Raw genomic sequence first — 22,880 nt, forward strand, 5'->3', positions numbered from 1 at the left:
GTCGGCTCAGGCGCGGCCGGTGGTCCGGGCCCCGGACGGTCGGCCGAACTGCAGCTCGGCCAGGCGTCGGTAGAGGGGACTCGAGGCCATCAGCTCGTCATGGCGCCCGGCCGCCACCAGCCGTCCCTCGTCCATCACCAGCAGGCGGTCGGCGGCCACCACCGTGGCCAGGCGATGGGCGATCACCACGCTGGTGCGGTCGGCCATCAGCCGGTCCAGGGCCTGCTGGACCAGCCGCTCGCTCTCGGCGTCCAGCGCGCTGGTGGCCTCGTCGAGCAGCAGCACGGCGGGCGACTTGAGCAGCGCCCGGGCGATGGCCAGGCGCTGGCGCTGGCCGCCGGAGAGCTGCACCCCGCCCGGTCCCAGGGGCGTGTCGAGGCCCCGCGGCAGCGCCTCGAGGAAGTCCAGAGCATTGGCGTCGCGGGCGGCGCGGCGCAGCTCCTCGTCGCTGGCGTCCGGCTTGCCGAAGTGCAGGTTGTCGGCGGCGGAGCCGGTGAACAGCACCGGCTCCTGGGCCACCAGGCCGATCGCCGCGCGCAGCGCATGCGGGTCGATAGCCTTGAGGTCGAGGCCATCCAGGCTCAGCCGACCGCGGTCGGGGTCGTGGAAGCGCAGCAGCAGGGCGAGCAGGGTGCTCTTGCCGGCCCCGGAGGGCCCGACCAGGGCGACCCGTTCGCCGGGCTGGATGGCCAGCTCCAGCCCGGCCAGCGCCGGGCGCTCCCGGCCCGGATAGGTGAAGGTCACGCCCTCGAGGCGGATCGCCCCGGCCACCGGCCGGGGCAGGGGCGTGGGTACCGGCGGGGCGGCGATCCGCGGCCGAGCGTCCCGAAGCTCGAGCAGGCGCTCGGCGGCCCCGGCGGCGCGCTGCACGTCACTGGCCACCTCGGCCAGGGTGGCCACGGCGCCGGCGACCAGCACGGCGTAGAAGACGAAGGCGGAGAGCTCCCCGGCGGTGAGATCGCCGGCGAGCACCGCCCGGCCACCCTGCCACAGCATGATGCCCACCGCGCCGAACACCACCAGCAGGGCGGCCCCGGTCAGCCAGGCCCGCTGGCGGCTGCGCGCCATCGCGGCGTCGAAGGCCTCCTCGACGCGGCGGGCGTAGCCGCGGCGGTCGGTGTCCTCGTGGTTGAAGGCCTGGATGGTACGAATCCCGGACAGGGCCTCGCCGGCATAGCGGCCCAGTTCCGCCACCCGGTCCTGGCTATGGCGGGAGAGGCGGCGCACCCGGCGCCCGTACCAGAGGATCGGGGCCAGGGTGGCGGGAATCCCCAGCAGCACCAGCGCCGAGAGCCAGGGCTGGGTCACCAGCATCAGGCCCGCGGCGCCGATCAGCAGCATCAGGTTGCGCAGGGCCAGTGATACCGAGGACCCGAACAGGCTCTGCAGCACGGTGGTGTCCGCCGTCAGCCGCGAGGCGATCTCGCCGGCGCCGCGGTCGTCCTCCCGCGCGCTCTCGAAGAAGCCGGGCTCGAGGTCGAGCAGGCGGTCGAAGACGCGGCGGCGCAGGTCGGCGGCGAGTCGCTCGCCGATCCAGCTCACCAGGTAGTAGCGCAGGGCGGAGGCGCCGGCCAGCACCGCCACCAAGGCCACCATGCCGATCAGGGCCTGGTTGAGCTGCCGGGCATCGCGGGCCAGGAAGCCCTGGTCGATGACCAGGCGCAGGCCCTGGCCGAGCAGCAGCACGCAGCCGGCCGCCACCAGCAGGGCGAGCCCCGCCAGCAGCAGCCGTGAGCGGTAGGGACGCAGCAGCCCCAGCAGGCGCAGCAGGACACGCGGATCAGGGCTTGGACCCATGGGGTTCTCCGGGAGGGGTGGGCAGGGTGTCGGTCTCACGGCACGTTAGCAGCGCGTCGGCGTGGCTGCATGGGCTTGATGGCTGGGCGCCGAGCGGCCATAGTCGTCGGCAGTGATCCCTGCCCGCGGAGCCGCATGATGCCCGAATCCCTCGTCCTGGGCTGTGCCCACTGTGGCGCCCTGAACCGCGTCGACGCCGGCCGCCTGGCGTCCGGCCCCCGCTGCGGCAAGTGCAAGCTGCCGCTGTTCGCCGGCGAACCCGTTGCACTGACCGGTGCCAACTTCCATGCCCTGGTGGGGCGCAGCGAGCTGCCGGTGGTGGTCGACTTCTGGGCCAGCTGGTGCGGCCCCTGCAAGACGATGGCGCCGATCTTCGCCGAGGCGGCCAGGGAGCTCGAGCCGCGCATGCGCTTCGCCAAGCTCGACACCGAGGCCGAGCAGGAACTGGCCGCCCGCTTCGGCATCCGCAGCATTCCGACGCTTATCGTGTTCCGCGGTGGCCAGGAGGTGGCGCGCCAGCCGGGGCTGCTGCAAGGCCCGCAGCTGCGCCGGTGGCTGATGCCGCACCTGGCTACCCATCCGGCCTGATCGGCGAGCACCCTCGCCGCGACAGGCCGCGGGCCAGCCCGCTACATGGCCCGCGCGCCGAGCCGTCGCAGCCTGTCGAACCAGCGCTGGCGGGCCCGTGGCTCCAGCCCATCCACCGACCCGATCAGCGTCTCGCGGACCGGGGCGAAACCGACGAAGCCCAGCACGTTACGCTCCAGTGCCCTCACGCTATGCGCCCGATACACATGGCGATAGATCGCCGCCGGCATGCCCATGGTGACGATCACCCGCGCCGAGCGCCCGGTGAGTCCCTTGCGCCCCAGGGGGTTGCCCGCCTCGTACTCGAAGGCGAAGTGCGGGCGCATCACCTGCTCCAGGAAGGCCTTGACCAGCGCCGGCATGTCGCCGAGCCACAGCGGGAAGACCAGCACCAGGTGGTCGCACCAGGCGATATCCTGTTGCACCGCCTCGAGGCCCTCGGGGAGGCGGCCCTCCTTCCAGTCCTCGGCGCTGCGCAGCAGGGGAACGTCAAGGCGGGTGAGGACCGCCTGGCGAACCTCGTGGCCGGCTTCCCGGGCCCCGGCCAGGTAGTGATCGGCCAGGGCGTGGCAGAGGTGGGGCGTCGCCGGGTCGGGGTGGCCCTGGAGGAGCAGGATGCGGCGGGGCATGACGGGTCTCCGGGTGGCAATGAGGCGCGATCAGCATAGACCCTTGCGGCGGCGACTCGCCGCCCTCCCGGCGTCGGTCGCTCAGCCATTCGCCGCCGCCATCCCGACGCCTTCCTGCTCGTCGGCCAGCACCACGGTGTTGCGGCCGCCGGCCTTGCCGCGATACAGCGCCTGGTCGGCACGCTTGAGCACCGGGTCCAGGGTCGTCTCGCCGGGCGCCAGCCGGGCGATGCCGATGGTCACGCTCATCCGGTGAGGAACGCCCGGGTCGGGGTGGGGCAGCTCGGAAATGCGCGAGCGCAGGCGCTCGGCCACCTCCCGGGCGGCCGCCGGGTCGGCGCCGGGCAGGGCGATGACGAACTCCTCGCCGCCGAAGCGGCCGATGAAGTCGACCTCGCGAAGGTCACCGCGCAGCGTGGCCGCCACCCGGGTCAGGACCAGGTCGCCTACCGAGTGGCCATGCTGGTCGTTGATGGCCTTGAAGTGGTCGATATCGACCATGCAGAAGCTCAGCGGCGAGCCATGGCGGAGGGCGCGACGCAGTTCCTGGTCGGCACGCTCGAAGAAGCGCCGACGGTTGTCGAGGCCGGTGAGCTCATCGGTGCCGGCCATGTGGCGAAGCCGCTCCTCGAGGTGCAGGTGATCGCCGATCTCGTGCCTCAGCCGCTCGCTGGAGGCGCGCTCGTCGAGCAGCGAGGCGTACTGTTCGCGCTGCAGGCGCGCCAGGCGCCGGGCGGTGATCAGTCCCACGGTGTTGGCGAACAGCAGCACGACCGCCTGGATGAGGATGACGCCGGCGGGCACCGCGGCCCAGAGTAGCATCGCCGAGAGGAAGCCCAGGCTCAGCAACAGGCTGGCCGCGATCATCCAGGGCAGGCGGTTGGGCACGAAGAGGTAGAGGGCCATCACGGCGACGGCCGTGGCGGAGGCATGGGTGCCGATGGAGTCGGCGCGCAGCGGCACGATCAGGATGATCACCAGGCAGCCGAGCCAGAGTACCGGGTTCAGGGGCAGGAAGCGAAACACCCGGGCGGGTCGCCGGCGCAGGGCGCGCCAGGTCAGCAGGCAGGCGATCGCCACCAGCACGCGCAGGGCCAGCAGCAGGAAGAAGGTCGGCGACGCGCCGAGCAGGAGGTAGTCGGCCATCCCCAGCAGGGTGAACAGCAGGGCGATGACCAGCAGCGAGGTCTGCAGCTGGCCGGCGGTACGCGGCAGCACGTAACGCCGATAGTCGGCTTCCAGACGAGGATCGGTAAACTCCGCGGTCCATGGCGTCAGGGCATGACGGTCCGATGCAATCACGGTGAGACGGCTCCATGGGGCCCCTTTCGAAAGACTAGCCCGGCTTGGCGTCTCTGGCGATAGGCGGATGCGGCCGCCTCAGTCCTGGCGCCGCTTGAGCTGGTCACGCAGTCCGGTGGGCACCTTCTTGATGATCAGGCGATCCTGGTCCTGGTCGTACTCCACGGCGGCCCCCAGCAGGTGGGAATCGAAGCTGATCGACACGCCCGCCGCGCGCCCGGTGAAGCGCCGGAACGCCTTGAGGGTGCGCTTGTCGGGAGGAATCTCCGGGGCCAGGCCATAGTCGCTGTTGCGGATGTGCTCGAAGAAGGCCTTGGGCTGCTGCTCGTCGACCAGCTCGGAGAGCGCCTCCAGGGTGATCGGCTCGCCACGGCTCGCCTGGTCGCTGGCATAGTCGATCAGGGCGTCGGTCTTCTCGCGGCTCGCCTCCTCGGGCAGATCCTCCCGCTCCACGTAGTCGCTGAAGGCCTTGAGCAGGGTGCGGGTCTCCTGGGTGGCGTCGACCTGCTCCCGGGCCCCCAGTACCTCGGCGAAGCCCTCTGCCAGCTTCCTGCCGCCGCGGTCCCGGGTCCAGGACAGGTAGGGATGCGAGGACGAGCCGCCCTGCCACTGGCCGAAGTCGAGCCGAGCGGCCAGCGTCATCTGGGCCAGGTTGAGCTGGTGGCTGGGTACCACTTCCAGCGTCTCGCTGATGCCGAAGCCCTGGCGGTGGTGCAGCAGCGCCATGATCAGGTAGCGGGCCTCGCCCTGGCGGTGGTCGATGACCAGGAAGTGGCCGCCCACCGGCAGGTGGGCATCGATCAGCGGGGTGAGGCGCTCGGCCAGCGTCCGGCTCAGCTCGGCGAAGTCGAGGCCGTCCTCCAGGTAGCGGGCCAGCGCGGCGGGGAAGGGGCCGGCGTCCTCCTCGTCGTCGGCGAAGCGGCCCCAGGTCTTGGTCTTGGCGTGGTAGGCGTCACCCAGCCCGGCGAGCAGGTCGTCGAGGGCCGGGGAGGCGGCCAGTTCCGCCTGGGCGGGCGCCAGACGCGCCGGCGTCTCGCCGTCGCCCTTGTCGATGCGGTGGATGATGCTGTGCAGGATCGGCATGGGAGACCTCGCGGCTCGCGGTGGAAAGGCGGCGATGATACCGCAGCCGCCCCGTGCCCGGCTGCCCCTCAGGGCTTGAGGCGATAGCCGGTGCGGAAGATCCAGCTGACCACCCCCAGCGAGACCGCCAGGAACAGCGCGATCATGGCCAGGCTCGCCCAGATGCTGACGTCGCCCAGGCCGTAGAAGCTCCAGCGGAACCCGCTGATCAGGTAGACCACCGGGTTGGCCAGGGTCACCGCCTGCCAGAACGGCGGCAGCATGTCGATGGAGTAGAAGGTGCCGCCGAGGAAGGTCAGCGGGGTGATCACCAGCAGCGGGACCAGCTGCAGCTTCTCGAAGCCGTCGGCCCAGATGCCGATGATGAAGCCGAGCAGGCTGAAGGTCAGCGCCGTGAGCACCAGGAACAGCAGCATGATCAGCGGATGGGCGATGGAGAAGGGCACGAAGAGGCTCGCCGTGCCGAGCACGATCAATCCCAGCAGCACCGACTTGGTGGCCGCCGCGCCGACGAAGCCGAGCACCACCTCGAAGTACGAGATGGGGGCGGAGAGGATCTCGTAGATCGACCCCGAGAAGCGCGGGAAGAAGATCCCGAAGGAGGCGTTGGAGACGCTCTGGGTCAGCAGCATCAGCATGATCAGGCCGGGCACGATGAAGGCCCCGTAGCTGACCCCGTCCACCTCGCTGATCCGGGTGCCGATGGCCGCACCGAACACCACGAAGTACAGCGAGGTGGAGATCACCGGCGAGACGATGCTCTGCAGCACCGTGCGCAGGCTGCGGGCCATCTCCGCCAGGTAGATGGTCTTCACCGATTGCAGGTTCATGCGCTCTCCCTGACCAGGCTGACGAAGATTTCCTCCAGCGAGCTCTGCCGGGTGTGGAGGTCCTTGAAGCGGATGCCGGCGGCCTCGAGGTCGGCGAGCAGGTCGGCGATGCCGGCCTGGTCGTCCTCGCCGTTGTGGCGGCCATCGTAGGTGTAGATCAGTGCATGACCGTCTTCGGCCAGCGTCAGCCGATGGCCGTTCAGGACGGCCGGCACCCGCGTGATCGGCTCGCGCAGCTGCAGCGTCAGCTCCTTGCGGCCGAGCTTGCGCATCAGCTCGCGCTTCTCCTCCACCAGCACCAGCGAGCCGCCGCGGATCACCCCGATGCGGTCGGCCATCTCCTCCGCCTCCTCGATGTAGTGGGTGGTCAGGATGATGGTCACCCCGCTGTCGCGCAGGCCGCGCACCACCTCCCACATGTCGCGGCGCAGCTCGACATCGACGCCGGCGGTGGGCTCGTCGAGAAACAGGATCTCGGGCTCGTGGGCCAGCGCCTTGGCGATCAGCACCCGGCGCTTCATGCCCCCCGAGAGGGTGATCAGCCGGTTGCGGCGCTTGTCCCAGAGCGACAGCGACTTCAGCACCTTCTCGATGTGCCCGGGCGCCTTCGGCTTGCCGAACAGCCCGCGGCTGAAGCTCACCGTGTCCCAGACCGTGGAGAAGGCCTCGCTGGTCAGCTCCTGGGGGACCAGGCCGATGCGTTCCCGGGCGCGGCGGAACTCGCGGACGTTGTCGTGGCCATCCACCAGCACGCGGCCCCGGCTGGCATTGACCAGGCCACAGATCACGCTGATCAGGGTCGTCTTGCCGGCCCCGTTGGGGCCGAGCAGGGCGAAGATCTCGCCGCGGCGGATCTCGAGGTCCACGTCGCTGAGCGCCTGGAACCCGCTGTCGTAGGTCTTCGACAGGCCCTCGACGCGAATCACGGTGTCATCACTCAAGCTCGATGTCTCCCTGGAACTCCACCTTCAGCTCGAGCCCGGCCACCTCCAGCGTCACGCGGGCCGGCAGCGACTCGTCGCCCGCCAGTCGCCCCTCGGCCAGCGCCTGGGCCACGGCCTCCTCGATGCGCTGCTGGGACTGGACCCCGACGGTCTTCAGCAGCTTGCGGATGCTCTGGTGAAAGGTCTCGTCATGCATCGGTATGTCCTTATGGGTGGGCGGCCCCCCCATCCTAGCGCGGCTGGCGCCATGGAACATCGCCCACCAACGACGAAAGCCGCGGTGGTGGCCCACGCGCGGCTTTCGTCGGTCAGGGGCGCCCGGGAGGACGCCGGAGCGGGCGTCCTCGCCGCGGATCAGGTGCGGCTGGTGACCTCGAGCAGGTGGTAGCCGAACTGGGTCTTCACCGGGCCCTGGACCTTGTTGAGCTCAGCGGAGAACACGACCTTGTCGAATTCCGGCACCATCTGGCCGGGGCCGAAGCTGCCGAGCTCGCCGCCCTGCTTGCCGGACGGGCACTGGGAATGTTCGCGGGCGACCTCGGCGAAGTCGCGGCCGCCTTCGATCTCGGCCTTGAGGGCCTGGCACTGCTCTTCGCTGCTGACCAGGATGTGACGGGCGGATGCCTGGGCCATGGGAATCTCCTCGATGGGACATGGTAGGGTGGGGATGAAGGGACAAGGATACCATGCCGGCCCCATGCTGGGGCCAGCACCGGCGCGCCTGGTCGCGCTGGTCACCCGGTTCAAGGAGGAACCACCCATGCGCTGCATCTTCTGTGACATCGTCGCGGGGCGCTCGCCCTGCCATCGGGTATGGGAAGACGAGGAACACCTGGCCTTCCTCTCCATCTACCCCAATACGCCGGGCTTCACCGTGGTGATCCCCAAGGCCCACCACTCGAGCTATGCCTTCGACCAGTCGGACGAGGTGCTGTGCCGGTTGGTGCTCGCCACCAAGTGCGTGGCCCGGTTGCTGGACCGGTCGCTGGACGGCGTCGCCCGCAGCGGCATGTTCTTCGAGGGCTACGGCGTCGATCACCTGCACAGCAAGCTGTTTCCCATGCATGGCACCGGCAACGACCCGACCTTCCAGGCCGTGGAATCACGGGTGGACAAGTACTTCACGCGCTACGAAGGGTACCTGTCCTCGCACGATTTTCGTCGGGCCGACGACGAGCGACTCGCCGAACTCGCCGCCCGGATCCGCACCTTCGCCTAGCCCCTTGGCACGCTCCCTGGCGGCGCCCGCCAAGGCCGGCTTCAGGCTACACTGAAACGGCATCGGCTCGCCCTGCGGGGCGGCACGATAGGTCTCGCCAGCCGCTGTCCGGGCTTGCCGATCCGGGTGTCGTCGGCGGCCTGGCGACTGTCGAGGGAGTTGGCCTTACGAGAGGCGCCCGGAGACATGGCATGCCCCCGTCTTGGCGGTGCTTCGTGTGTTGTCTGGCTGCCTGCCTGCTGGTGCCCCTGGCCATGGCGCACGAGCCGGCCGAGGCGGCCGAGCGCAAGGCGGCGCAGCTGGAGCAGAGCGTCGTGGAGGCGGGCGAGGATGGCCCCGTCACCCCCGCCGCCACCATCGAGAAGCCGGAGGCCCAGGCGGTCGACCCGACCGGCAAGGCGCCGCTGGACGATGCCCTCACCTGCCTGGCCCGCAGCATCTACTGGGAAGCCCGCGGCGAGGCGGTCGCCGACATGGAGGCCGTGGCCAATGTGGTGATGAACCGTCTGGCCCACGAGGGCTTTCCCGACTCGGTCTGCGCGGTGGTCAGGCAGGGGGCCGAGCAGGGCGCCTGCCAGTTCTCCTGGTGGTGTGACGGCCGGGTGGACGAGGCCGACGAGGACGCCGCCTATGCGGCGGCCAAGGAGATCGCCCGGCGCGCCCTCAACCAGCAGCTCGGCGATCACACCGACGGCGCCCTCTACTTCCACCATCGCTCGGTGCTCCCTACCTGGGCCGCGGAATACGCCAAGACCGTCGACGTCGGCGGCTTCGCCTTCTATCGGCCCCGCGGCGGGGCGTCCCACTAGTCGAGGGCCGGCAGGTTGCCCGGTCGGCCCGTCACCTTGCGTCGCTCGGCAGGGCGGCGCGTGACGTGACATCCTCCTCCGCGATCGCCGCGGCGAGGAAGTCCAGCAGCGCCCGCACCGAGGGCAGCAGGCAGCGACGCGAGGGATAGACGGCATGCAGGATGCCGCCGCGGGGTTCCCAGCCCGGCAGCACGTCGACCAGTCGGCCGGCCTGGAGGTCATGCCCGGCGACCAGCAGGCCCAGCTTGACCACGCCCATCCCGGCCAGGGCCGCCTCATGCAGCGTCTCGGCGCTGTCCGTCACCAGGCGCGGCCGATGGTGAACCTGGGCGGTGGCGCCCTCGGGGCCCACCAGGTCCCAGACGTGCTGCCTGTCGTATTGCTCGAAATCCAGACTGGGCAGCCGGCACAGGTCGGCGGGCGTGCGGGGCAGCGGGTGGGCCTCGAACAGGCCGGAGGCCGCCACCAGCCGCTGGGGGCTGCGCGACAGGACCTTCATGGTCAGGTCGCTGTCCTCCAGCGGCGGGAAGCGGATGCGGATCGCCATGTCGAAGCCTTCCCTGATCACGTCGACGCGCCGGCTGGTGGCCTCGACCCTCACCTCCACCTTCGGGCACTGGGCCATGAAGCGGACCAGCAGGGGGGTGATCAGGTAGTGCAGCACGCTGGGGGAGCAGCTCAGCCGTACGGTGCCCTGCGGCTCGGCGCGGTGGTGCGCGATCAGCTCCTCGGCGGCTTCCGCTTCCACCAGCATCGCCACGCAGTGGCGGTAGTAGGCCTGACCGAGCTCGGTCACCGAGACATGCCGGGTCGAACGCTGGAGCAGCCGGGTCGCCAGGCGCTCCTCCAGCTGGCCGATGCGCCGGCTCAGCTTGGACTTGGGGATGCCCAGGGCCCGGCCGGCGGGCGCGAAGCCGCCGTGATCCACCACCTGAACGAAGTAGAAGAGGTCGTTGAGGTCCCGCATCGGTCGTCCTGTGAGTGGAACGGTCCGTCCGAATCATACCATCTACTGCGGGAAGCGTTCCTTATCTAGGCTTTCTGCATCGGGGCCCTCGCGCCCTCCCTGCCAACAGGAGCCCGACCATGAAACAGATCCAGGCGGTATACGGCGCCCCCCACGGCCACTGGGTCGGTGACGGCTTCCCCGTGCGTTCCCTGTTCACCTATGAGCGCATGGGCGCCGAGCACATCAGCCCCTTCCTGATGCTGGATCACGCCGGTCCCCACACCTTCAGGCCGGCCAGGCGACCGCGCGGCGTGGGGCAGCATCCCCACCGCGGCTTCGAGACGGTGACCCTGGTCTACGCGGGCGAACTCGAGCACCGCGACTCCACCGGCAGCGGCGGCAGGATCGGCGAGGGGGACGTGCAGTGGATGACCGCCGGCGCCGGCATCGTCCACGAGGAGTTCCACTCCCGGGCCTTCACCGAGCGAGGCGGCACCCTGGAGATGGTGCAGCTCTGGATCAACCTGCCCGCTCGCGACAAGGACGCCCCGGCGGCCTACCAGACGCTGCTCGACGCCGAGATTCCCAGCGTGGCGCTGGATGACGAGGCCGGTCGGGTGCGCGTGGTGGCGGGAACCTATCGTGGCCACGCGGGACCGGCCCGCACCTTCACGCCGATCAACCTGTGGGACCTCCGGCTGGCCGCGGGACGGGACGCCGTGCTGCCCGTCCCGGAGGGCCATACCACCCTGCTGGTGGTGCTGGAGGGCACCGTCCAGGTCAATGGCGAGACCGTCGTGCGCGACGAGGCCGTGGTGGCCTTCGAGCGTCGCGGCGAGGAAGTGCACCTGGAGGCCAACAACGGCGCCAGGCTGCTGCTGCTCAGCGGCGAGCCCATCGAGGAGCCGGTCGTCGGCCACGGGCCCTTCGTGATGAACAGCGTGGAGCAGATCCACCAGGCCTTCGCCGACTTCCAGCGCGGGAAGTACGGCGCCCTGAACGGCTAGCGGCAGATGTCCGCTGGCGTGCTTGCCCGGCAGCTGGGCTGCCGGGCCTTCCCAACCCGATGAAAGGAGACCCACCATGTCCTTTACCTACCACCGCCTGGACAAGGATGACGTGGCCCTGCTGATGGTCGACCATCAGGCCGGCCTGCTGTCCCTGGTACGCGACTACGCTCCGGACGAGTTCAAGAACAACGTGCTGGCGCTCGCCGATATCGCCAGGTTCTTCGACATCCCCACCATCCTCACCACCAGCTTCGAGGATGGCCCCAACGGGCCCATGGTGCCGGAACTCAAGGAGGCATTCCCCGACGCGCCCTACTTCGCCCGTCCGGGCCAGATCAACGCCTGGGACAACGAGGACTTCGTCGCCGCGGTCAAGGCCACCGGCAAGAAGCAGCTGCTGATCGCCGGCGTGGTCACCGAGGTCTGCGTGGCCTTCCCGGCGCTCTCCGCCCTGGAGGAGGGGTTCGAGGTGTTCGTGGTCACCGATGCCTCCGGCACCTTCAACCCGATCACCCGAGACGCCGCCTGGGATCGCATGTCCCGGGCCGGTGCCCAACTGATGACCTGGTTCGGCGTCGGCTGCGAGTTGCATCGTGACTGGCGCAACGACATCGAAGGCTTCGGCGGCCTGCTGGCCGGCCACCTGCCGGCCTATGCCAACCTGATGCAGAGCTACTCTCAGCAGAGTCAGGGCTAAGCGCGCTCGGCTCGGCCCGCGCGGCCACCCCCTGGACCGCCTATGCTGAAGGCGCTCCCCGCGGGGCCGAGCCCCGTTCGCTTCTTTCGAAAGGATATTCCCATGAGCACACTCGTCGATGATCGCGACCTGGCCTCGTCGCTGGACTGCCCGGTCGTCGAGGGCAAGCGCCTGGTCCAGCACGTGACGCCGCGCACCGCCGATGTCGGCGGCATCCCCGTCAACCGGGTACTGCCCTCGCGACAGCGGCGCCTGGTGGGCGCCTGGTGCTTCCTCGACCATGCCGGCCCGGCCGTCTTCAAGGGCGACTCCCGCGGCCTGCGGGTCGGGCCCCACCCGCATATCGGCCTGCAGACCTTCACCTGGATGATCGCGGGCGAGGTGCTGCACCGCGACAGCCTGGGCAACCGGCAGGTGATCCGCCCCGGCCAGGTCAACCTGATGACCGCCGGACGCGGCATCAGCCACACCGAGGAATCGGTGCCCGGCGAGAGCCAACTGCATGCCGCCCAGCTATGGATCGCCCTGCCCGAGGCGGACCGCCGCACCGATCCGCGCTTCGATCACTATCCCGACCTGCCGTCCTGGGAAGAGCAGGGCGTCGCCTTCACCCTGCTCACCGGCGAGTTCGCCGGCCGGCGGGCGCCGACCCTGGCCTTCTCGCCGCTGGTGGGCCTGGATCTCGTAAGCCGGGAGGCGAGCCGCCTGCGGCTGACGCTGCGCCAGGACTTCGAGTACGGCGTGCTGCCCCTGGAGGGCGAGCTGGCCATCGAGGGGGACCGCTTCGCCACCAACGAACTGGCCTATCTGGGGCGCGGCCGTGACGAGGTCAGCCTCGACCTGCCCGAGGGCGGCCGGGCCATCCTGATCGGCGGCGAGCCGCTGGGCGAGGAGATCCTGATCTGGTGGAACCTCGTCGGCCACAGCAAGGCCGAGATCGCCGAGGCGCAGCGCGACTGGGAAGCCGGCAGCGAGCGCTTCGGCCGCATTCCCGACTACGACGGCGAGCCCCTGATGCCGCCGCCGCTGCCCTGGCAGGCATAGCCAGACGCCAGGCTTCCCCCACCGCGAAGGACAGCGCATGGCCGAGCTCCACTCCGCGGCGCCATCGTCGGGCGGCGATGGCGTCACCATCCGCATCCATCATCGGGTGCGCCCCGAGGCCAGGGAGCGTTACGAGGCCTGGCTGCGCCGGATCATCGCGGCCGCCTCTGGTTATGCCGGCCACCAGGGCGTGCATATCCTCAGGCCCCCCGAGGGTGGCCAGGACTACGAGATCGCGGTGCGCTTCGCCTCCGAGGCCCAGGCGGAGCGCTGGCGCGCCTCCGACGAGCGCCGCGAGCTGCTGGAGGATATCCGCGATGCCCTGCAGCAGGAGGAGGCGGTCGAGATCCTTTCCGGTATCGACTACTGGTTCACGCCGCCGACGGCCACCAGCAAGCAGCCCGTGCGCTGGAAGCAATGGCTGGTCACCACCGCGGTGATCTGGCCGTTGACCATGCTGGTGCCGCTGCTCTGGCGGCCGGTCTTCTCCGTGTTTCCCCTGCTCGATACCTGGGGGCTGCGCCACGGCCTCGTCGCCGCCACCGTGGTGGCCCTGGTGGTCTACCTGGTCATGCCCCGGGTGGTGCGCCTGGTGGCCCACTGGATGTTCGAGTAGGGCCTTCCCTCAGGCGGGGTCGATGGTCAGCAGCAGCCGCTGCTGGCTCGAGTCCATCGCCGGGCTGCGGTGCACCAGCCCGCGCTCCTCGTTGCCGATCCAGCCGCTGCCCTTGAGCAGGGCCACGTCGCCGGCCTCCAATCGCTGGATGGCGGCATCCGCGAGGACGATGGCCGGCTTGTCGGGATGCGGGGCGCCGAGGCCGGCGCGGTCGACTGCCGTCTCGGGGAGCCACTCGCTGCCCGGGCCCAGGTAGGTGGTCACCAGGCGTACCGGCAGGTTGTCGCAATGGAAGCGCGGGCACATGGGCGCGTCCAGCCGGCGCAGCCGCAGGCCCACCTCATCGGTGTCGAACAGGAACGCCATGGCCTCGGCCAGGGTCTGGATGTCCTCCACCAGGGGGCCGCAGACAACGGGGCAGTGCAGCGCCTCCCGCAGCGCGGCACGCAAGGCGTCGCCGGGTTCGCCCCGCCAGGCGAAGGACAGGGGATGCCTGGCCTGCGTCTGGGCCAGGGCGCCGGCCAGCACATCGTAGGGTAGCGGACGGCGCAGCACGGCCAGGGTGATGGCGTCCTCGAAGATGCGCGGCAGCACCTCGATGCCGCCTCCCTCGGCCCAGTGAGTGGCCGCGGCGGGGGAAACGGAAAGGGACGAGACGGCGGCGGTCATCGGCATCGGGAACTCCTCGGTGGCGTCACCGGAGCGACCGGGTGACTTGCATGTTTGATATGTTATAACGTATCTTTTTCGCCGCTTGAAGCCGCATCCCACCCCGCGGCTCAGGAGAGCCCCCGAGATGGCGTACAGCGCAGAGGAGCGTCGCCTGCTGGCGATGCCCGACGAGGCCTACATGGACGACGAGCAGCGGGCCTTCTTTCGCTGCCGTCTGCTCGACGAGCGCGGGATCATCGAGGCGCGCCTCCAGGAGGTGCGCGAGTCGATCGCCCACCATGAGCGTGGCGGCGATGAGCTCGATCAGGCCGCCAGTGAGGAAGAGATCCGCTTGTCGCTGCGTCAGGCGGATCGTGAGACACGCCTGTTGCGCAACATCGAGGCGTCACTGCGACGCCTCGACGAGGGCGAGTACGGCTTTTGCGAGGAAACGGGCCTGCCGATCGGCCTGGCCCGCTTGATGTTTCGTCCCACGGCGCGGCTCTGCGTCGAGGCCAAGGCGCGTCAGGAACAGCGGGAACACCATTATCACAAGGCGAGAGGAGACACCCGATGAGCCAGTCTCAGTCCCTGCCCGACCCCTTCGCCGACTTCGCTCCCCAGGTTGCCGAGGACCAGGACGCATGACGCATACCTCACTCATCGACATCGCCGAGGGCAGCGCCCATCAGCCCGCCAGCCTGGCCTGGGTCGGCATGGAGGGCATCGACCTGCCGCTGCGGGTGGCCGGGCAGCCCATGGCGGGGCGGGCCGATGCGGGCGTCAGTCTGGACGACCCCGGGGCCCGGGGCATCCACATGTCGCGGCTCTACCTGGCCCTCGAGCGCCTGGCGGGCCAGGACCTCACCCCGACCCGGTTGCGCGAGGTGCTGGCGCATTTCCTCGACAGCCACCACGGGCTCTCGCAGGGCGCCTTCCTCGATCTCCAGGGGGATGTCCTGCTGCGCCGGCCCGCCCTGGTCAGCCCCCTGGCGGGCTGGAAGGCCTACCCCCTGGCCGTCCGCAGTCGCCTCACCCATGAGGGGGTCGAGGCGCGGCTGGAGCTCGCCATCGGCTACTCCTCGACCTGTCCCTGCTCCGCGGCCCTGGCGCGCCAGCTCATCCAGGAAGGCTTCGACCGCGACTTCGCCGAGGGGCAGGCCGTTGACCGCGAGGCCGTGCGGGCCTGGCTGGGCAGCGAGCAGGGCATCGTCGCCACGCCGCACAGTCAGCGCAGCCAGGCACATCTCCAGCTGCGGCTGGATCCCGAGACCGAGACCCTGCCCGTGGTCGAGGTCATCGACCGGGTGGAGAGCGCCCTGGGCACCGCCCTGCAGACGGCGGTCAAGCGGGTCGACGAGCAGGCCTTCGCCCTGGCCAACGGCCAGAACCTGATGTTCTGCGAGGACGCCGCCCGTCGGCTGGATCGCGTCCTGCGCGATCAGCCCGGCGTGATCGGCTTCCGGCTGCGGGTGGTGCACGCCGAGAGCCTGCACGCCCATGACGCCGTGGCGCGCAGCCAGTGGAACTGGCGCGAGGCAGGGCCGATCTGACGCCTCGCTCCACCGGCCGAGAGGGCGCGACGCGAAAGCTCGCCCGCCTATTGGCGTGGCCCGGTGGCCCGCGGGGCCGTGGGCCCGAGCCGCCGGCCGGCCAGGCTGGCCGCCAGGAACAGCAGCGTCGCCAGGCAGACGATGGTGGGGCCGGTGGGAGTGTCCAGGCGATAGGCGGTGGCCAGGCCGCCGTTGGCCGAGAGGACGCCGATCGCCGCCGCGACCAGCACCATGCGTTCCGGGGTATGGCTGAAGGGCCGGGCCGCGGCGGCGGGGATGATCAGCAAGGCGGCGATCAGCAGCACGCCCACCACCTTGATGGCCACGGCCACCACCATCGCCAGGCACAGCGTGAGCACCAGTTGCTCGCGCTTCGGGTCGATGCCGCCGGCATGGGCCAGGTCCGGGCTCAGGGTGGCGGTCAGCAGGGCCGACCAGCGCAGGCCGAGCAAGGCCAGCACCAGCAGCGCGCCGCCCCAGATGATCGCCAGGTCCGCCCGGCTCACGGCCAGGATATCGCCGACGAGATAGCCCATGAGGTCGAGGCGCACGCCCGACACGAAGGACACCGCCACCAGCCCGAAGGCCAGCGCCGAGTGAGCCGTGACGCCCAGCAGGGTATCCATGGCGTAGCCCCGGCCGCTCAGCACCGACACGGTCATCGCCATCAGCAAGGAGACCGTCAGCACCCCGGCGAACAGCGAGGTGGACAGCACCAGGGAGAGCGCCACCCCGAGGATGGCCGCATGGGCGGTGGCGTCGCCGAAATAGGCCATGCGTCGCCAGACCACGAAGCAGCCCAGCGGCGCGGCCGCCAGGGCCACGCCGGTACCGCCCAGGGCCGCGCGGACCAGGAAATCGTCGAGCATCATGGCAAGGCCTCCGCGAGGTCATGATCGTGTCGGTAGAAGGCCACCGCGTCCCGTTCTTCGACGCCCAGCAGGTCGCGGTAGGCCGGAGAGCCGGCCACCGCCTCGGGCCGGCCCTGGCAGCAGATGTGGCCGTTGAGGCAGATCACCCGGTCCGAGGCCTTCATCACCACGTGCAGCTCGTGGCTGACCATCAGCACGCTGCAGCCGAGCTCCCGGCGCACGCGGTCGATCTGGCGATAGAAGGCCGCCGTGGCGCGATGGTCGAGCCCCTGGTTGGCCTCGTCGAGGATCAGCAGGTCGGGCCGCCCGAGCAGGGCGCGGGCCAGCAGCACGCGCTGGAACTGGCCCCCCGAGAGCGTGGCCATCTGTCGGTCGGCCAGCCCCTCGGCGCCGGCCTGCTCGAGTGCCCGGTACAGGGCATCGGCGGGCCGGCGCCGGGGCAGGGCCATGAAGCGGGCCACGGTCATGGGCAGCGTCGGATCGATGTGCAGGCGTTGCGGCACATAGCCGAGGGTCAGCGCCTGGCGGTGCTCGATCTCGCCCCGGGTCGGCGTCAGGGCACCGATGATCACCCGCAACAGGGTGGTCTTGCCCGAGCCGTTCGGTCCCACGACGGTCACGATCTCGCCTGCCTGCAGGGCCAGGTCGATGCCCGTCAGGATGGTGTTGCCGCGCCGGGTGACGCCGATGTCGTGCAGGGTCAGCAGGGGCATGGAAACCTCCTGGCCCGCGTCGTGCACTGGACGCTGGATGAGGGTGCCGGTCTCGGCAGGTCGACTCGCCATGGTGTGGCTCCGCGTTCGTGGGGCTTGCTATTATTGTTATGTTATAACATTTTGTTGCTTCCCATAAAGGACCTACACCAAGGAGACCTGTCATGCCCCCCAGCACGCGCCCGTTGCTGCTCTCGTTGCTTGCCATCCCGACTCTCGCGGCCGCCGAGGTCCCCACGGTAGCGGTGGACATCCCGCCGGTGCATGCCCTGGCCTCCCGGGTCATGGGGGAGCTTGGCACGCCCGAGCTGGTCATCCGGCCCGGCGCCTCGCCCCATGGCTATTCCATGCGCCCCTCCGAGGCCGCCAGCCTGGACCGGGCCGAGGTGGTGTTCTGGGTCGGGGAGTCGCTGACGCCCTGGCTCGAGCGCTCGCTCGCGTCATTGGCCGGTGACGCCACCACCGTCGAGCTGCTGGACGTGCCCGGCCTGGTCCGCCATGACTACCGCCACGGGGCCACCTTCGAGGCCCATGAGCATGGCGAGGAACCGGGGCCTGGTCACCACGATACCGACGACCATGACCATGACCATGACCATGACCATGACCATCAGGCCGAGGGCGGCCGTCAGCATGGCCACGACGGCCGCGATCCCCATGCCTGGCTCGATCCCCGCAACGCCCAGGTCTGGCTGGGGGTGATGGCCGAGACGCTGGCCGAGGCGGACCCGTCGCATGCGGCGATCTATCGGGCGAACGCGCGGCAGGGCCAGGCCGACCTGGAGCGGCTGATCGAGGAGGTCGAGGAGCGCCTGGCGTCGGCCGGAGAGGCCCGTTTCATCGTCTTCCACGACGCCTACCAGTACTTCGAGCGCCGCTTCGGCGTGCCGGCCGCCGGCGCCATCTCCTTGGGGGACGCCTCCGATCCGAGCCCGGCGCGGGTGAGGGAAATCCAGAGTCGTGTCGAGACGCTCGACATCGACTGCGTGTTCTCCGAACCTCAGTACAACCCCGAGCTGGTACGCAGCGTCTTCGGCGACATGGAGGTAGACACCTCGGTGGTCATCGACCCCCTGGGCGTGGGCCACACCCCCGGTCCCGACCTCTATGCCGGCGTCGTCCGCGACCTGGCGGAGGGCGTGGCACGTTGCGCGGCAGACTGATGCCGGCTCGCCCCCAGGAGGTGTTGCCTCGCTCCAGACGACGGAAAGCATCGAGAAGGTTGGCGTTGCGTGACCGACGGCATTGCCCAGGGACATGCCATGTGCCAGCGTAAGGTCAGACGAGATCGAAGCGTTCCGTTGTGACCGAAAGAGGCCGACCATGACGCCGGAGCACCGCCTGGGTATCCTGCTGCCCGATGATGGCCCGGATGACTACGAGTGGTACAGCCTGGGGACGACAGGGCCCGACGCCGAGCGACTGCCCCGCCTCGAGATCGGCGGGATTCCCAGCGATGGCCACCATACCCCGGCCGCACTGTTGGCCCTCGGCGCCCCCGAACGGCTCGCCCCGGTGGGGACCGCGCTGGTGGGGCAGGGCGCCCAGGCGGTGGTCTGGGCCTGTACCAGCGCCAGCTTCGTCGGTGGCCTGGACTGGGCCCGGCAGCAGGCCGCCGCGCTGCAGGCCGCAGTGGGCGTGCCGGTCACGAGCACGGCGCTGGCCTTCCTCGAGGCCCTCGAGGCGTTGGGGCGCGACCACGTCGACCTGCTGAGCCCCTATCCCGATGACGTGACGCTGCGGCTGGTGAGCTTCCTGCGTGAGGGGGGCGTCACGGTGCACCATGCCAAGGCGCTGGACTGTCCCTATGCCGCCGATTCGCACCGGGCCGATCTCCTGGCGGAGATCCGCCGCTTCCGCGACCAGCATCCCGATACCTCTAGGCCCCTGCTGGTGCCCGACACCGCCGTCGACAGTCTCGCCCGGCTGGCGGCGCTGGGCCGCGAGGCCGGCAGCGTGGTGCTGACCGCCAACCAGGTCAGCCTCTGGGCGGGGCTCAGGCGCCTTGGCTGGCCCGCCTGTCCACCGAGCCTGCTCGGTGATCTGGCGGCGGCACGCTAACCCTGCGGGTATCGGTGGGTGCCCAGGGGCCTGCCCAAGGCGGTCCCGGCCGCTCGGTCCCGAGCACAGCGCGCCCATCGAGGTCGCCGACCCATGGCCGGGTCTCTCGGCAGTCGAAAGCCTGATTTTGCATCGGCCACCGTCTTTTCCCTTGGGTTGCCGATACCCTCGGCCCCGCCGGGGACTATAGTGAATAGGCCAGGCCGGACGCCCACCCGGGCGGCCAGAAGGCTAAGCGCAAAGAACCTGGGTCTATGTACCCCATGTGCGACCTCATCTTCTTCATGCGATTCCTCTTCTCTCTCACACCAGGACCGGCCGGATCTGGCAGGGTTGTCCGTGGATGGCCGTGACCCGGTGGGTCGGGCGATCCGCGGAACGGCATTGATGGCTTCACGGCAGTTCGAGGTGTCCCATGAAACGCACGATTCTTACGACCTCGTTCGTCCTGTGCATGCTGACCTCCGCATCGGCGCTGGCCATGGATTCGTCGGCATTGCAGCAGCACAGAGACGGTCTCCACGCCGGCGGTGGTACCAGCATGATGCAGGCCGGTGAGCGTCCGGTCCTGGCCAACGATTCCGCTTACTGGGAACAACGCAGTGCACACCTGCACAAGGCGACGGTCCTCCGGGACCAGCCCCAGTTGCAGGGGCGCAGCGTCAGGGAAGCGAACCCCTGGTGGCGGTGAGTCGGTGGCAGCATGTCCCGGGCCGGGGCCTCGCGCCCCGGCCCTTTCGTTGGCGATGCCGCTCGGCCTCGCCCGCCTGGCTTGCAGAGCGAGCCACGCGATCTAGGCTGGGGAGCATCATCGGCATCGGAGGAAGCCACCATGCTGCTCGAGGGATCCTGTCACTGCCGGGCGGTCACCTTTCGCGTGGAATCACCGCATCCTTATCCCTTCAATCGCTGCTACTGCTCGATCTGTCGCAAGACGGCCGGCGGGGGCGGCTACGCCATCAACCTGAGCGGCCGGGCGGAGACGCTGGAGGTGCAGGGCGAGGCCTTCACCTCGATCTACCACGCGGTGATCGATGGCGTGACCAGCCGCGGTGAACGGCACTTCTGCGCGCGCTGCGGCAGCGCCCTCTGGGTCTATGATCCGGATTGGCCCGAGCTGGTGCATCCCTTCGCCTCGGCCATCGATACCGAGCTGCCGGTGCCGCCCGAACGGGTGCACCTGATGCTGGCGAGCAAGCCGAGCTGGGTGGAGCTCGAGGCCAGGGACACCGACAAGTGCTTCACCGGCTATCCGGACGAGAGCATCGCCGCATGGCATGAGCGCCTCGGCCTGAGGCGCTGAACCGATCCGTCACGCGCGTCACTCCCGAGCCGGGGCGCTGGTCAGCAGCCGGACCCGCAGGAAGCCGGCCAGACCGAGCGCGCCTCGTCGCATCATGGCGTGATGGCTCCAGGTGAAGAGGGGGCGGGCGAGGGGGGCGAGCAGGTTCATCCAGCGCCGGCGGGTGCGCACCTGCCAGTGGTAGCGAACCTCGGTGCCGTCTTCCGTCTCGCGGAGTTCCCAGCGTCCCACGCCCTCCAGGTCCCCCCGGGCCTCGGCCTCGATCAGCGTGGGCGGGCGCACCCGGGTCACGCGGATCGCGAAGCACAATCGGTAGCCCAGGCGACTCCGCCAGGTATAGCGGTAGCGGCTGCCGATGCCCCGACGGTCGCCCCGGGCCAGGGGTTCCACCTCGACCAGCCCCGGCCACCAGCCCGGCCACTGGTCCGGGTGGCTCAAGGCTCGGTAGACCCGGTCGATCGGCGCCTCGAGCCGCCAGCAGGTGATGAAACGGTAGAGTGTCATGGGTCGGGGGCCGGAGCGGTTCTGGCTGTGCTTGCCGAACAGCATAGCAGTGCCGTCACCGTCCCCGGGCCGGTGGATGCGGGCGTCGCCGTCAGCGACAGCGCCGGGAGAGGCAGCGATGGCCCGCGGTGACGGGCCATGGCGGGCCCGGCGGCGAGGCGCCGGGCGGGGCAGGATCAGTGGAAGACGTTGAAGCTCTCGGCATTGAGCCACAGGTGCATGAGCACGCTGCCGACATAGCCCAGGGCGATGACCGGGGCCCAGCGCAGGTGGCCGCCGAAGGTGTAGATGCCCCGGGCCTGGCCCATCAGCGCCACCCCGGCCGCGGAACCCACGGAGAGCAGGCTGCCGCCGACACCGGCGGTGAGGGTGATCAGCAGCCAGTTGCCCATGGACATGTCCGGCTCCATGGAAATGACCGCGAACATCACCGGGATGTTGTCGACCACCGCCGAGACCATGCCCAGTACCACGTTGGCCCAGGTGGGATCCCAGCCGGCATAGAGGGTCTGGGACAGCAGCGCCAGATAGCCCATGAAGCCCAGGCCGCCCACCGCCATCACCACGCCGTAGAAGAACAGCAGGGTATCCCACTCGGAACGGGCGATACGCGTGAAGACGTCGAAGGGCACCACGCTGCCCAGCGACTCGAGCTTGCGCCAGTCACCGCGCTGGCTGTAGCGGGTGCGCTTGCGCGCCAGGGAGCGCGGCAGGCTGCGGCGCAGGTAGTAGCCGAAGAACTGCAGGAAGCCGAGGCCCATCATCATGCCCAGGGCCGGCGGCAGGTTCAGCACGGTATGGCAGAGCACGGCGATCACCACCGTGAGCAGGAACAGGCAGACGATGCGCCGGGCGCCCCGCTTGAGCCAGACCACCTCCTCGAGGGAGCCGGGCTTGCGGTTCTTGATGAAGGCGCTCATCACCAGGGCCGGCAGCAGGTAATTGACCAGCGACGGCCCGAGCAGCTCGAAGAATTCCTGGAATTCCACGAGCTTGGCCTGCCATACCATCAGGGTGGTGATGTCGCCGAAGGGGCTGAAGGCGCCGCCAGCGTTCGAGGCCACCACGATATTGACGCAGCACAGGTTGATGAAGCGCTTGTCGCCCTCGGCCACCTTGAGCACCACCGCGCACATCAGCATGGCGGTGGTCAGGTTGTTGGCGACGGTCGAGATCCAGAAGGCCAGCACGCCGGTGATCCAGAACAGCGAGCGGTAACTGAAGCCCGTTTCCACCATCCAGGCGCGCAGCTTGTCGAAGACCCGGCGCTCCTCCATGGCGTTGACGTAGGTCATCGCCACCAGCAGGAAGAGCAGCAGCTCGGTGTACTCGAGCAGGGTCTCGCTGAAGGCGTGCTCGACGGCGTCCGGCAGGCCTTCCTGGACATAGATCCAACCGATCAACATCCAGATAAGGCCCGCCGCCACGAGCACGGGCTTCGACTTGCGCATGTGCAGCTGTTCCTCGGCCATCACCAGGCCGTAGGCGACGAGGAACAGCATCACCGCGGTGAAGCCGCTCAGCGAATAGGTCAGGTCGAGTTCGCCGGCGCCGGCGGCCAGCAGCGGTGGGCTGAACAGCGCCAGAACGATGAGCACGAGAAGCCCTGGCCATCGGGCGCTGTGCCGGAGCCAGTGGGAGGAATGTCGGTGTGTCAGCATGAACGGAAACATCCTGGGAAAGATGGGGGAGGGGGTGGAAAGCGC

27 protein-coding genes are annotated in these 22,880 nt (G+C 69.8%); 13 read left to right on the forward strand and 14 right to left on the reverse strand.

Annotated elements, in window-relative coordinates:
• Window positions 1-6: 6 nt before the first annotated feature.
• Complete coding sequence (locus QWY76_RS12325) at window positions 7-1,797, reverse strand: ABC transporter transmembrane domain-containing protein (protein ID WP_290311530.1); 1,791 nt, start codon at window positions 1,795-1,797, stop codon at window positions 7-9.
• Between the two features lie 138 nt (window positions 1,798-1,935).
• On the opposite strand from QWY76_RS12325, the gene trxC reads away from it, so the two are divergent.
• The gene (trxC, locus tag QWY76_RS12330) at window positions 1,936-2,385 is read left to right on the forward strand and encodes a thioredoxin TrxC (protein WP_290311531.1); all 450 of its coding nucleotides are present in this window, start codon (window positions 1,936-1,938) and stop codon (window positions 2,383-2,385) included.
• 41 nt (window positions 2,386-2,426) lie between these two features.
• On the opposite strand, the gene QWY76_RS12335 is transcribed toward trxC, so the two are convergent.
• From QWY76_RS12335 to QWY76_RS12365, 7 genes are all read right to left on the reverse strand, one after another.
• A complete protein-coding gene (locus QWY76_RS12335) occupies window positions 2,427-3,014 on the reverse strand; it encodes an NAD(P)H-dependent oxidoreductase (protein WP_290311533.1) in 588 nt (195 codons plus the stop codon).
• Window positions 3,015-3,095: 81 nt separating this feature from the next.
• Window positions 3,096-4,316 carry a GGDEF domain-containing protein gene (locus QWY76_RS12340; RefSeq protein ID WP_290311534.1) on the reverse strand — a complete coding sequence of 407 codons (1,221 nt, stop codon included), beginning with the start codon at window positions 4,314-4,316 and terminating at the stop codon, window positions 3,096-3,098.
• Window positions 4,317-4,394: 78 nt separating this feature from the next.
• Window positions 4,395-5,399 carry a nucleoid-associated protein YejK gene (gene yejK / locus QWY76_RS12345; RefSeq protein WP_290311535.1) on the reverse strand — a complete coding sequence of 335 codons (1,005 nt, stop codon included), beginning with the start codon at window positions 5,397-5,399 and terminating at the stop codon, window positions 4,395-4,397.
• 68 nt (window positions 5,400-5,467) lie between these two features.
• Window positions 5,468-6,229 (reverse strand): ABC transporter permease, encoded by a 762-nt coding sequence (locus QWY76_RS12350; RefSeq protein ID WP_290311537.1) that lies wholly within the window; start codon window positions 6,227-6,229, stop codon window positions 5,468-5,470.
• Window positions 6,226-7,170 (reverse strand): ABC transporter ATP-binding protein, encoded by a 945-nt coding sequence (locus QWY76_RS12355; RefSeq protein WP_290311538.1) that lies wholly within the window; start codon window positions 7,168-7,170, stop codon window positions 6,226-6,228. The genes QWY76_RS12350 and QWY76_RS12355 overlap by 4 nt, the downstream gene beginning before the upstream one ends.
• Window positions 7,163-7,369, reverse strand: coding sequence for a DUF6494 family protein (locus QWY76_RS12360; protein ID WP_290311539.1), 207 nt, complete (start codon window positions 7,367-7,369; stop codon window positions 7,163-7,165). Before QWY76_RS12360 ends, QWY76_RS12355 begins: the two co-directional genes overlap by 8 nt.
• 158 nt (window positions 7,370-7,527) lie before the next feature.
• Window positions 7,528-7,806, reverse strand: a complete 279-nt coding sequence (locus QWY76_RS12365) for a peptidylprolyl isomerase (protein WP_290311540.1) — start codon at window positions 7,804-7,806, stop codon at window positions 7,528-7,530.
• A gap of 34 nt (window positions 7,807-7,840) precedes the next feature.
• Here QWY76_RS12365 and QWY76_RS12370 point away from each other — a divergent pair, with 34 nt between their 5' ends.
• Together QWY76_RS12370 and QWY76_RS12375 are read left to right on the forward strand one after the other, a co-directional pair.
• Window positions 7,841-8,392 carry an HIT family protein gene (locus QWY76_RS12370; protein WP_290311542.1) on the forward strand — a complete coding sequence of 184 codons (552 nt, stop codon included), beginning with the start codon at window positions 7,841-7,843 and terminating at the stop codon, window positions 8,390-8,392.
• A 215-nt stretch (window positions 8,393-8,607) separates the two neighbouring features.
• Window positions 8,608-9,201, forward strand: coding sequence for a cell wall hydrolase (locus QWY76_RS12375; protein WP_290311543.1), 594 nt, complete (start codon window positions 8,608-8,610; stop codon window positions 9,199-9,201).
• A gap of 31 nt (window positions 9,202-9,232) precedes the next feature.
• Here QWY76_RS12375 and QWY76_RS12380 read toward each other — a convergent pair whose 3' ends face one another.
• Window positions 9,233-10,168 (reverse strand): LysR substrate-binding domain-containing protein, encoded by a 936-nt coding sequence (locus QWY76_RS12380; RefSeq protein WP_290311544.1) that lies wholly within the window; start codon window positions 10,166-10,168, stop codon window positions 9,233-9,235.
• Between the two features lie 119 nt (window positions 10,169-10,287).
• On the opposite strand from QWY76_RS12380, the gene QWY76_RS12385 reads away from it, so the two are divergent.
• The 4 genes from QWY76_RS12385 (at window position 10,288) to QWY76_RS12400 (ending at window position 13,517) form a co-directional block, all read left to right on the forward strand.
• Window positions 10,288-11,157, forward strand: a complete 870-nt coding sequence (locus QWY76_RS12385) for a pirin family protein (protein ID WP_290311545.1) — start codon at window positions 10,288-10,290, stop codon at window positions 11,155-11,157.
• Between the two features lie 76 nt (window positions 11,158-11,233).
• A complete protein-coding gene (ycaC, locus tag QWY76_RS12390; protein WP_290311547.1) occupies window positions 11,234-11,857 on the forward strand; it encodes an isochorismate family cysteine hydrolase YcaC in 624 nt (207 codons plus the stop codon).
• 102 nt (window positions 11,858-11,959) lie between these two features.
• The gene (locus tag QWY76_RS12395) at window positions 11,960-12,901 is read left to right on the forward strand and encodes a pirin family protein (RefSeq protein ID WP_290311548.1); all 942 of its coding nucleotides are present in this window, start codon (window positions 11,960-11,962) and stop codon (window positions 12,899-12,901) included.
• A gap of 37 nt (window positions 12,902-12,938) precedes the next feature.
• Window positions 12,939-13,517 (forward strand): antibiotic biosynthesis monooxygenase, encoded by a 579-nt coding sequence (locus QWY76_RS12400; protein WP_290311549.1) that lies wholly within the window; start codon window positions 12,939-12,941, stop codon window positions 13,515-13,517.
• 9 nt (window positions 13,518-13,526) lie between these two features.
• Here QWY76_RS12400 and QWY76_RS12405 read toward each other — a convergent pair whose 3' ends face one another.
• Complete coding sequence (locus QWY76_RS12405; protein ID WP_353960407.1) at window positions 13,527-14,192, reverse strand: DUF1826 domain-containing protein; 666 nt, start codon at window positions 14,190-14,192, stop codon at window positions 13,527-13,529.
• A 121-nt stretch (window positions 14,193-14,313) separates the two neighbouring features.
• Between QWY76_RS12405 and QWY76_RS12410 the strand changes: the two genes are divergently transcribed.
• Window positions 14,314-14,745, forward strand: a complete 432-nt coding sequence (locus QWY76_RS12410; RefSeq protein WP_290311550.1) for a TraR/DksA family transcriptional regulator — start codon at window positions 14,314-14,316, stop codon at window positions 14,743-14,745.
• 67 nt (window positions 14,746-14,812) lie between these two features.
• The gene (folE2, locus tag QWY76_RS12415; RefSeq protein ID WP_290311551.1) at window positions 14,813-15,721 is read left to right on the forward strand and encodes a GTP cyclohydrolase FolE2; all 909 of its coding nucleotides are present in this window, start codon (window positions 14,813-14,815) and stop codon (window positions 15,719-15,721) included.
• Between the two features lie 47 nt (window positions 15,722-15,768).
• On the opposite strand, the gene QWY76_RS12420 is transcribed toward folE2, so the two are convergent.
• Both QWY76_RS12420 and QWY76_RS12425 read right to left on the reverse strand, forming a co-directional pair.
• Window positions 15,769-16,593, reverse strand: a complete 825-nt coding sequence (locus QWY76_RS12420) for a metal ABC transporter permease (RefSeq protein WP_290311552.1) — start codon at window positions 16,591-16,593, stop codon at window positions 15,769-15,771.
• Complete coding sequence (locus QWY76_RS12425) at window positions 16,590-17,306, reverse strand: metal ABC transporter ATP-binding protein (protein ID WP_290311553.1); 717 nt, start codon at window positions 17,304-17,306, stop codon at window positions 16,590-16,592. The genes QWY76_RS12420 and QWY76_RS12425 overlap by 4 nt, the downstream gene beginning before the upstream one ends.
• A 164-nt stretch (window positions 17,307-17,470) precedes the next feature.
• Here QWY76_RS12425 and QWY76_RS12430 point away from each other — a divergent pair, with 164 nt between their 5' ends.
• The 4 genes from QWY76_RS12430 (at window position 17,471) to QWY76_RS12445 (ending at window position 20,670) form a co-directional block, all read left to right on the forward strand.
• The gene (locus tag QWY76_RS12430; protein ID WP_290311554.1) at window positions 17,471-18,469 is read left to right on the forward strand and encodes a zinc ABC transporter substrate-binding protein; all 999 of its coding nucleotides are present in this window, start codon (window positions 17,471-17,473) and stop codon (window positions 18,467-18,469) included.
• 160 nt (window positions 18,470-18,629) lie between these two features.
• Window positions 18,630-19,367, forward strand: coding sequence for an aspartate racemase/maleate isomerase family protein (locus tag QWY76_RS12435; protein WP_290311555.1), 738 nt, complete (start codon window positions 18,630-18,632; stop codon window positions 19,365-19,367).
• 415 nt (window positions 19,368-19,782) lie between these two features.
• Window positions 19,783-20,058: a hypothetical protein gene (locus QWY76_RS12440; RefSeq protein ID WP_290311556.1), complete on the forward strand. Its 276-nt coding sequence runs from the start codon at window positions 19,783-19,785 to the stop codon at window positions 20,056-20,058.
• 141 nt (window positions 20,059-20,199) lie between these two features.
• Window positions 20,200-20,670, forward strand: coding sequence for a GFA family protein (locus QWY76_RS12445; RefSeq protein WP_290311558.1), 471 nt, complete (start codon window positions 20,200-20,202; stop codon window positions 20,668-20,670).
• Window positions 20,671-20,688: 18 nt separating this feature from the next.
• On the opposite strand, the gene QWY76_RS12450 is transcribed toward QWY76_RS12445, so the two are convergent.
• A complete protein-coding gene (locus QWY76_RS12450) occupies window positions 20,689-21,174 on the reverse strand; it encodes an SRPBCC family protein (protein ID WP_290311560.1) in 486 nt (161 codons plus the stop codon).
• A gap of 176 nt (window positions 21,175-21,350) precedes the next feature.
• Window positions 21,351-22,835, reverse strand: a complete 1,485-nt coding sequence (nhaD, locus tag QWY76_RS12455; RefSeq protein WP_290311561.1) for a sodium:proton antiporter NhaD — start codon at window positions 22,833-22,835, stop codon at window positions 21,351-21,353.
• Window positions 22,836-22,880 lie beyond the last annotated feature (45 nt).

It is taken from the genome of Halomonas maura (assembly GCF_030409305.1).
GTDB classification, from domain to species: Bacteria; Pseudomonadota; Gammaproteobacteria; order Pseudomonadales; family Halomonadaceae; genus Halomonas; species Halomonas maura.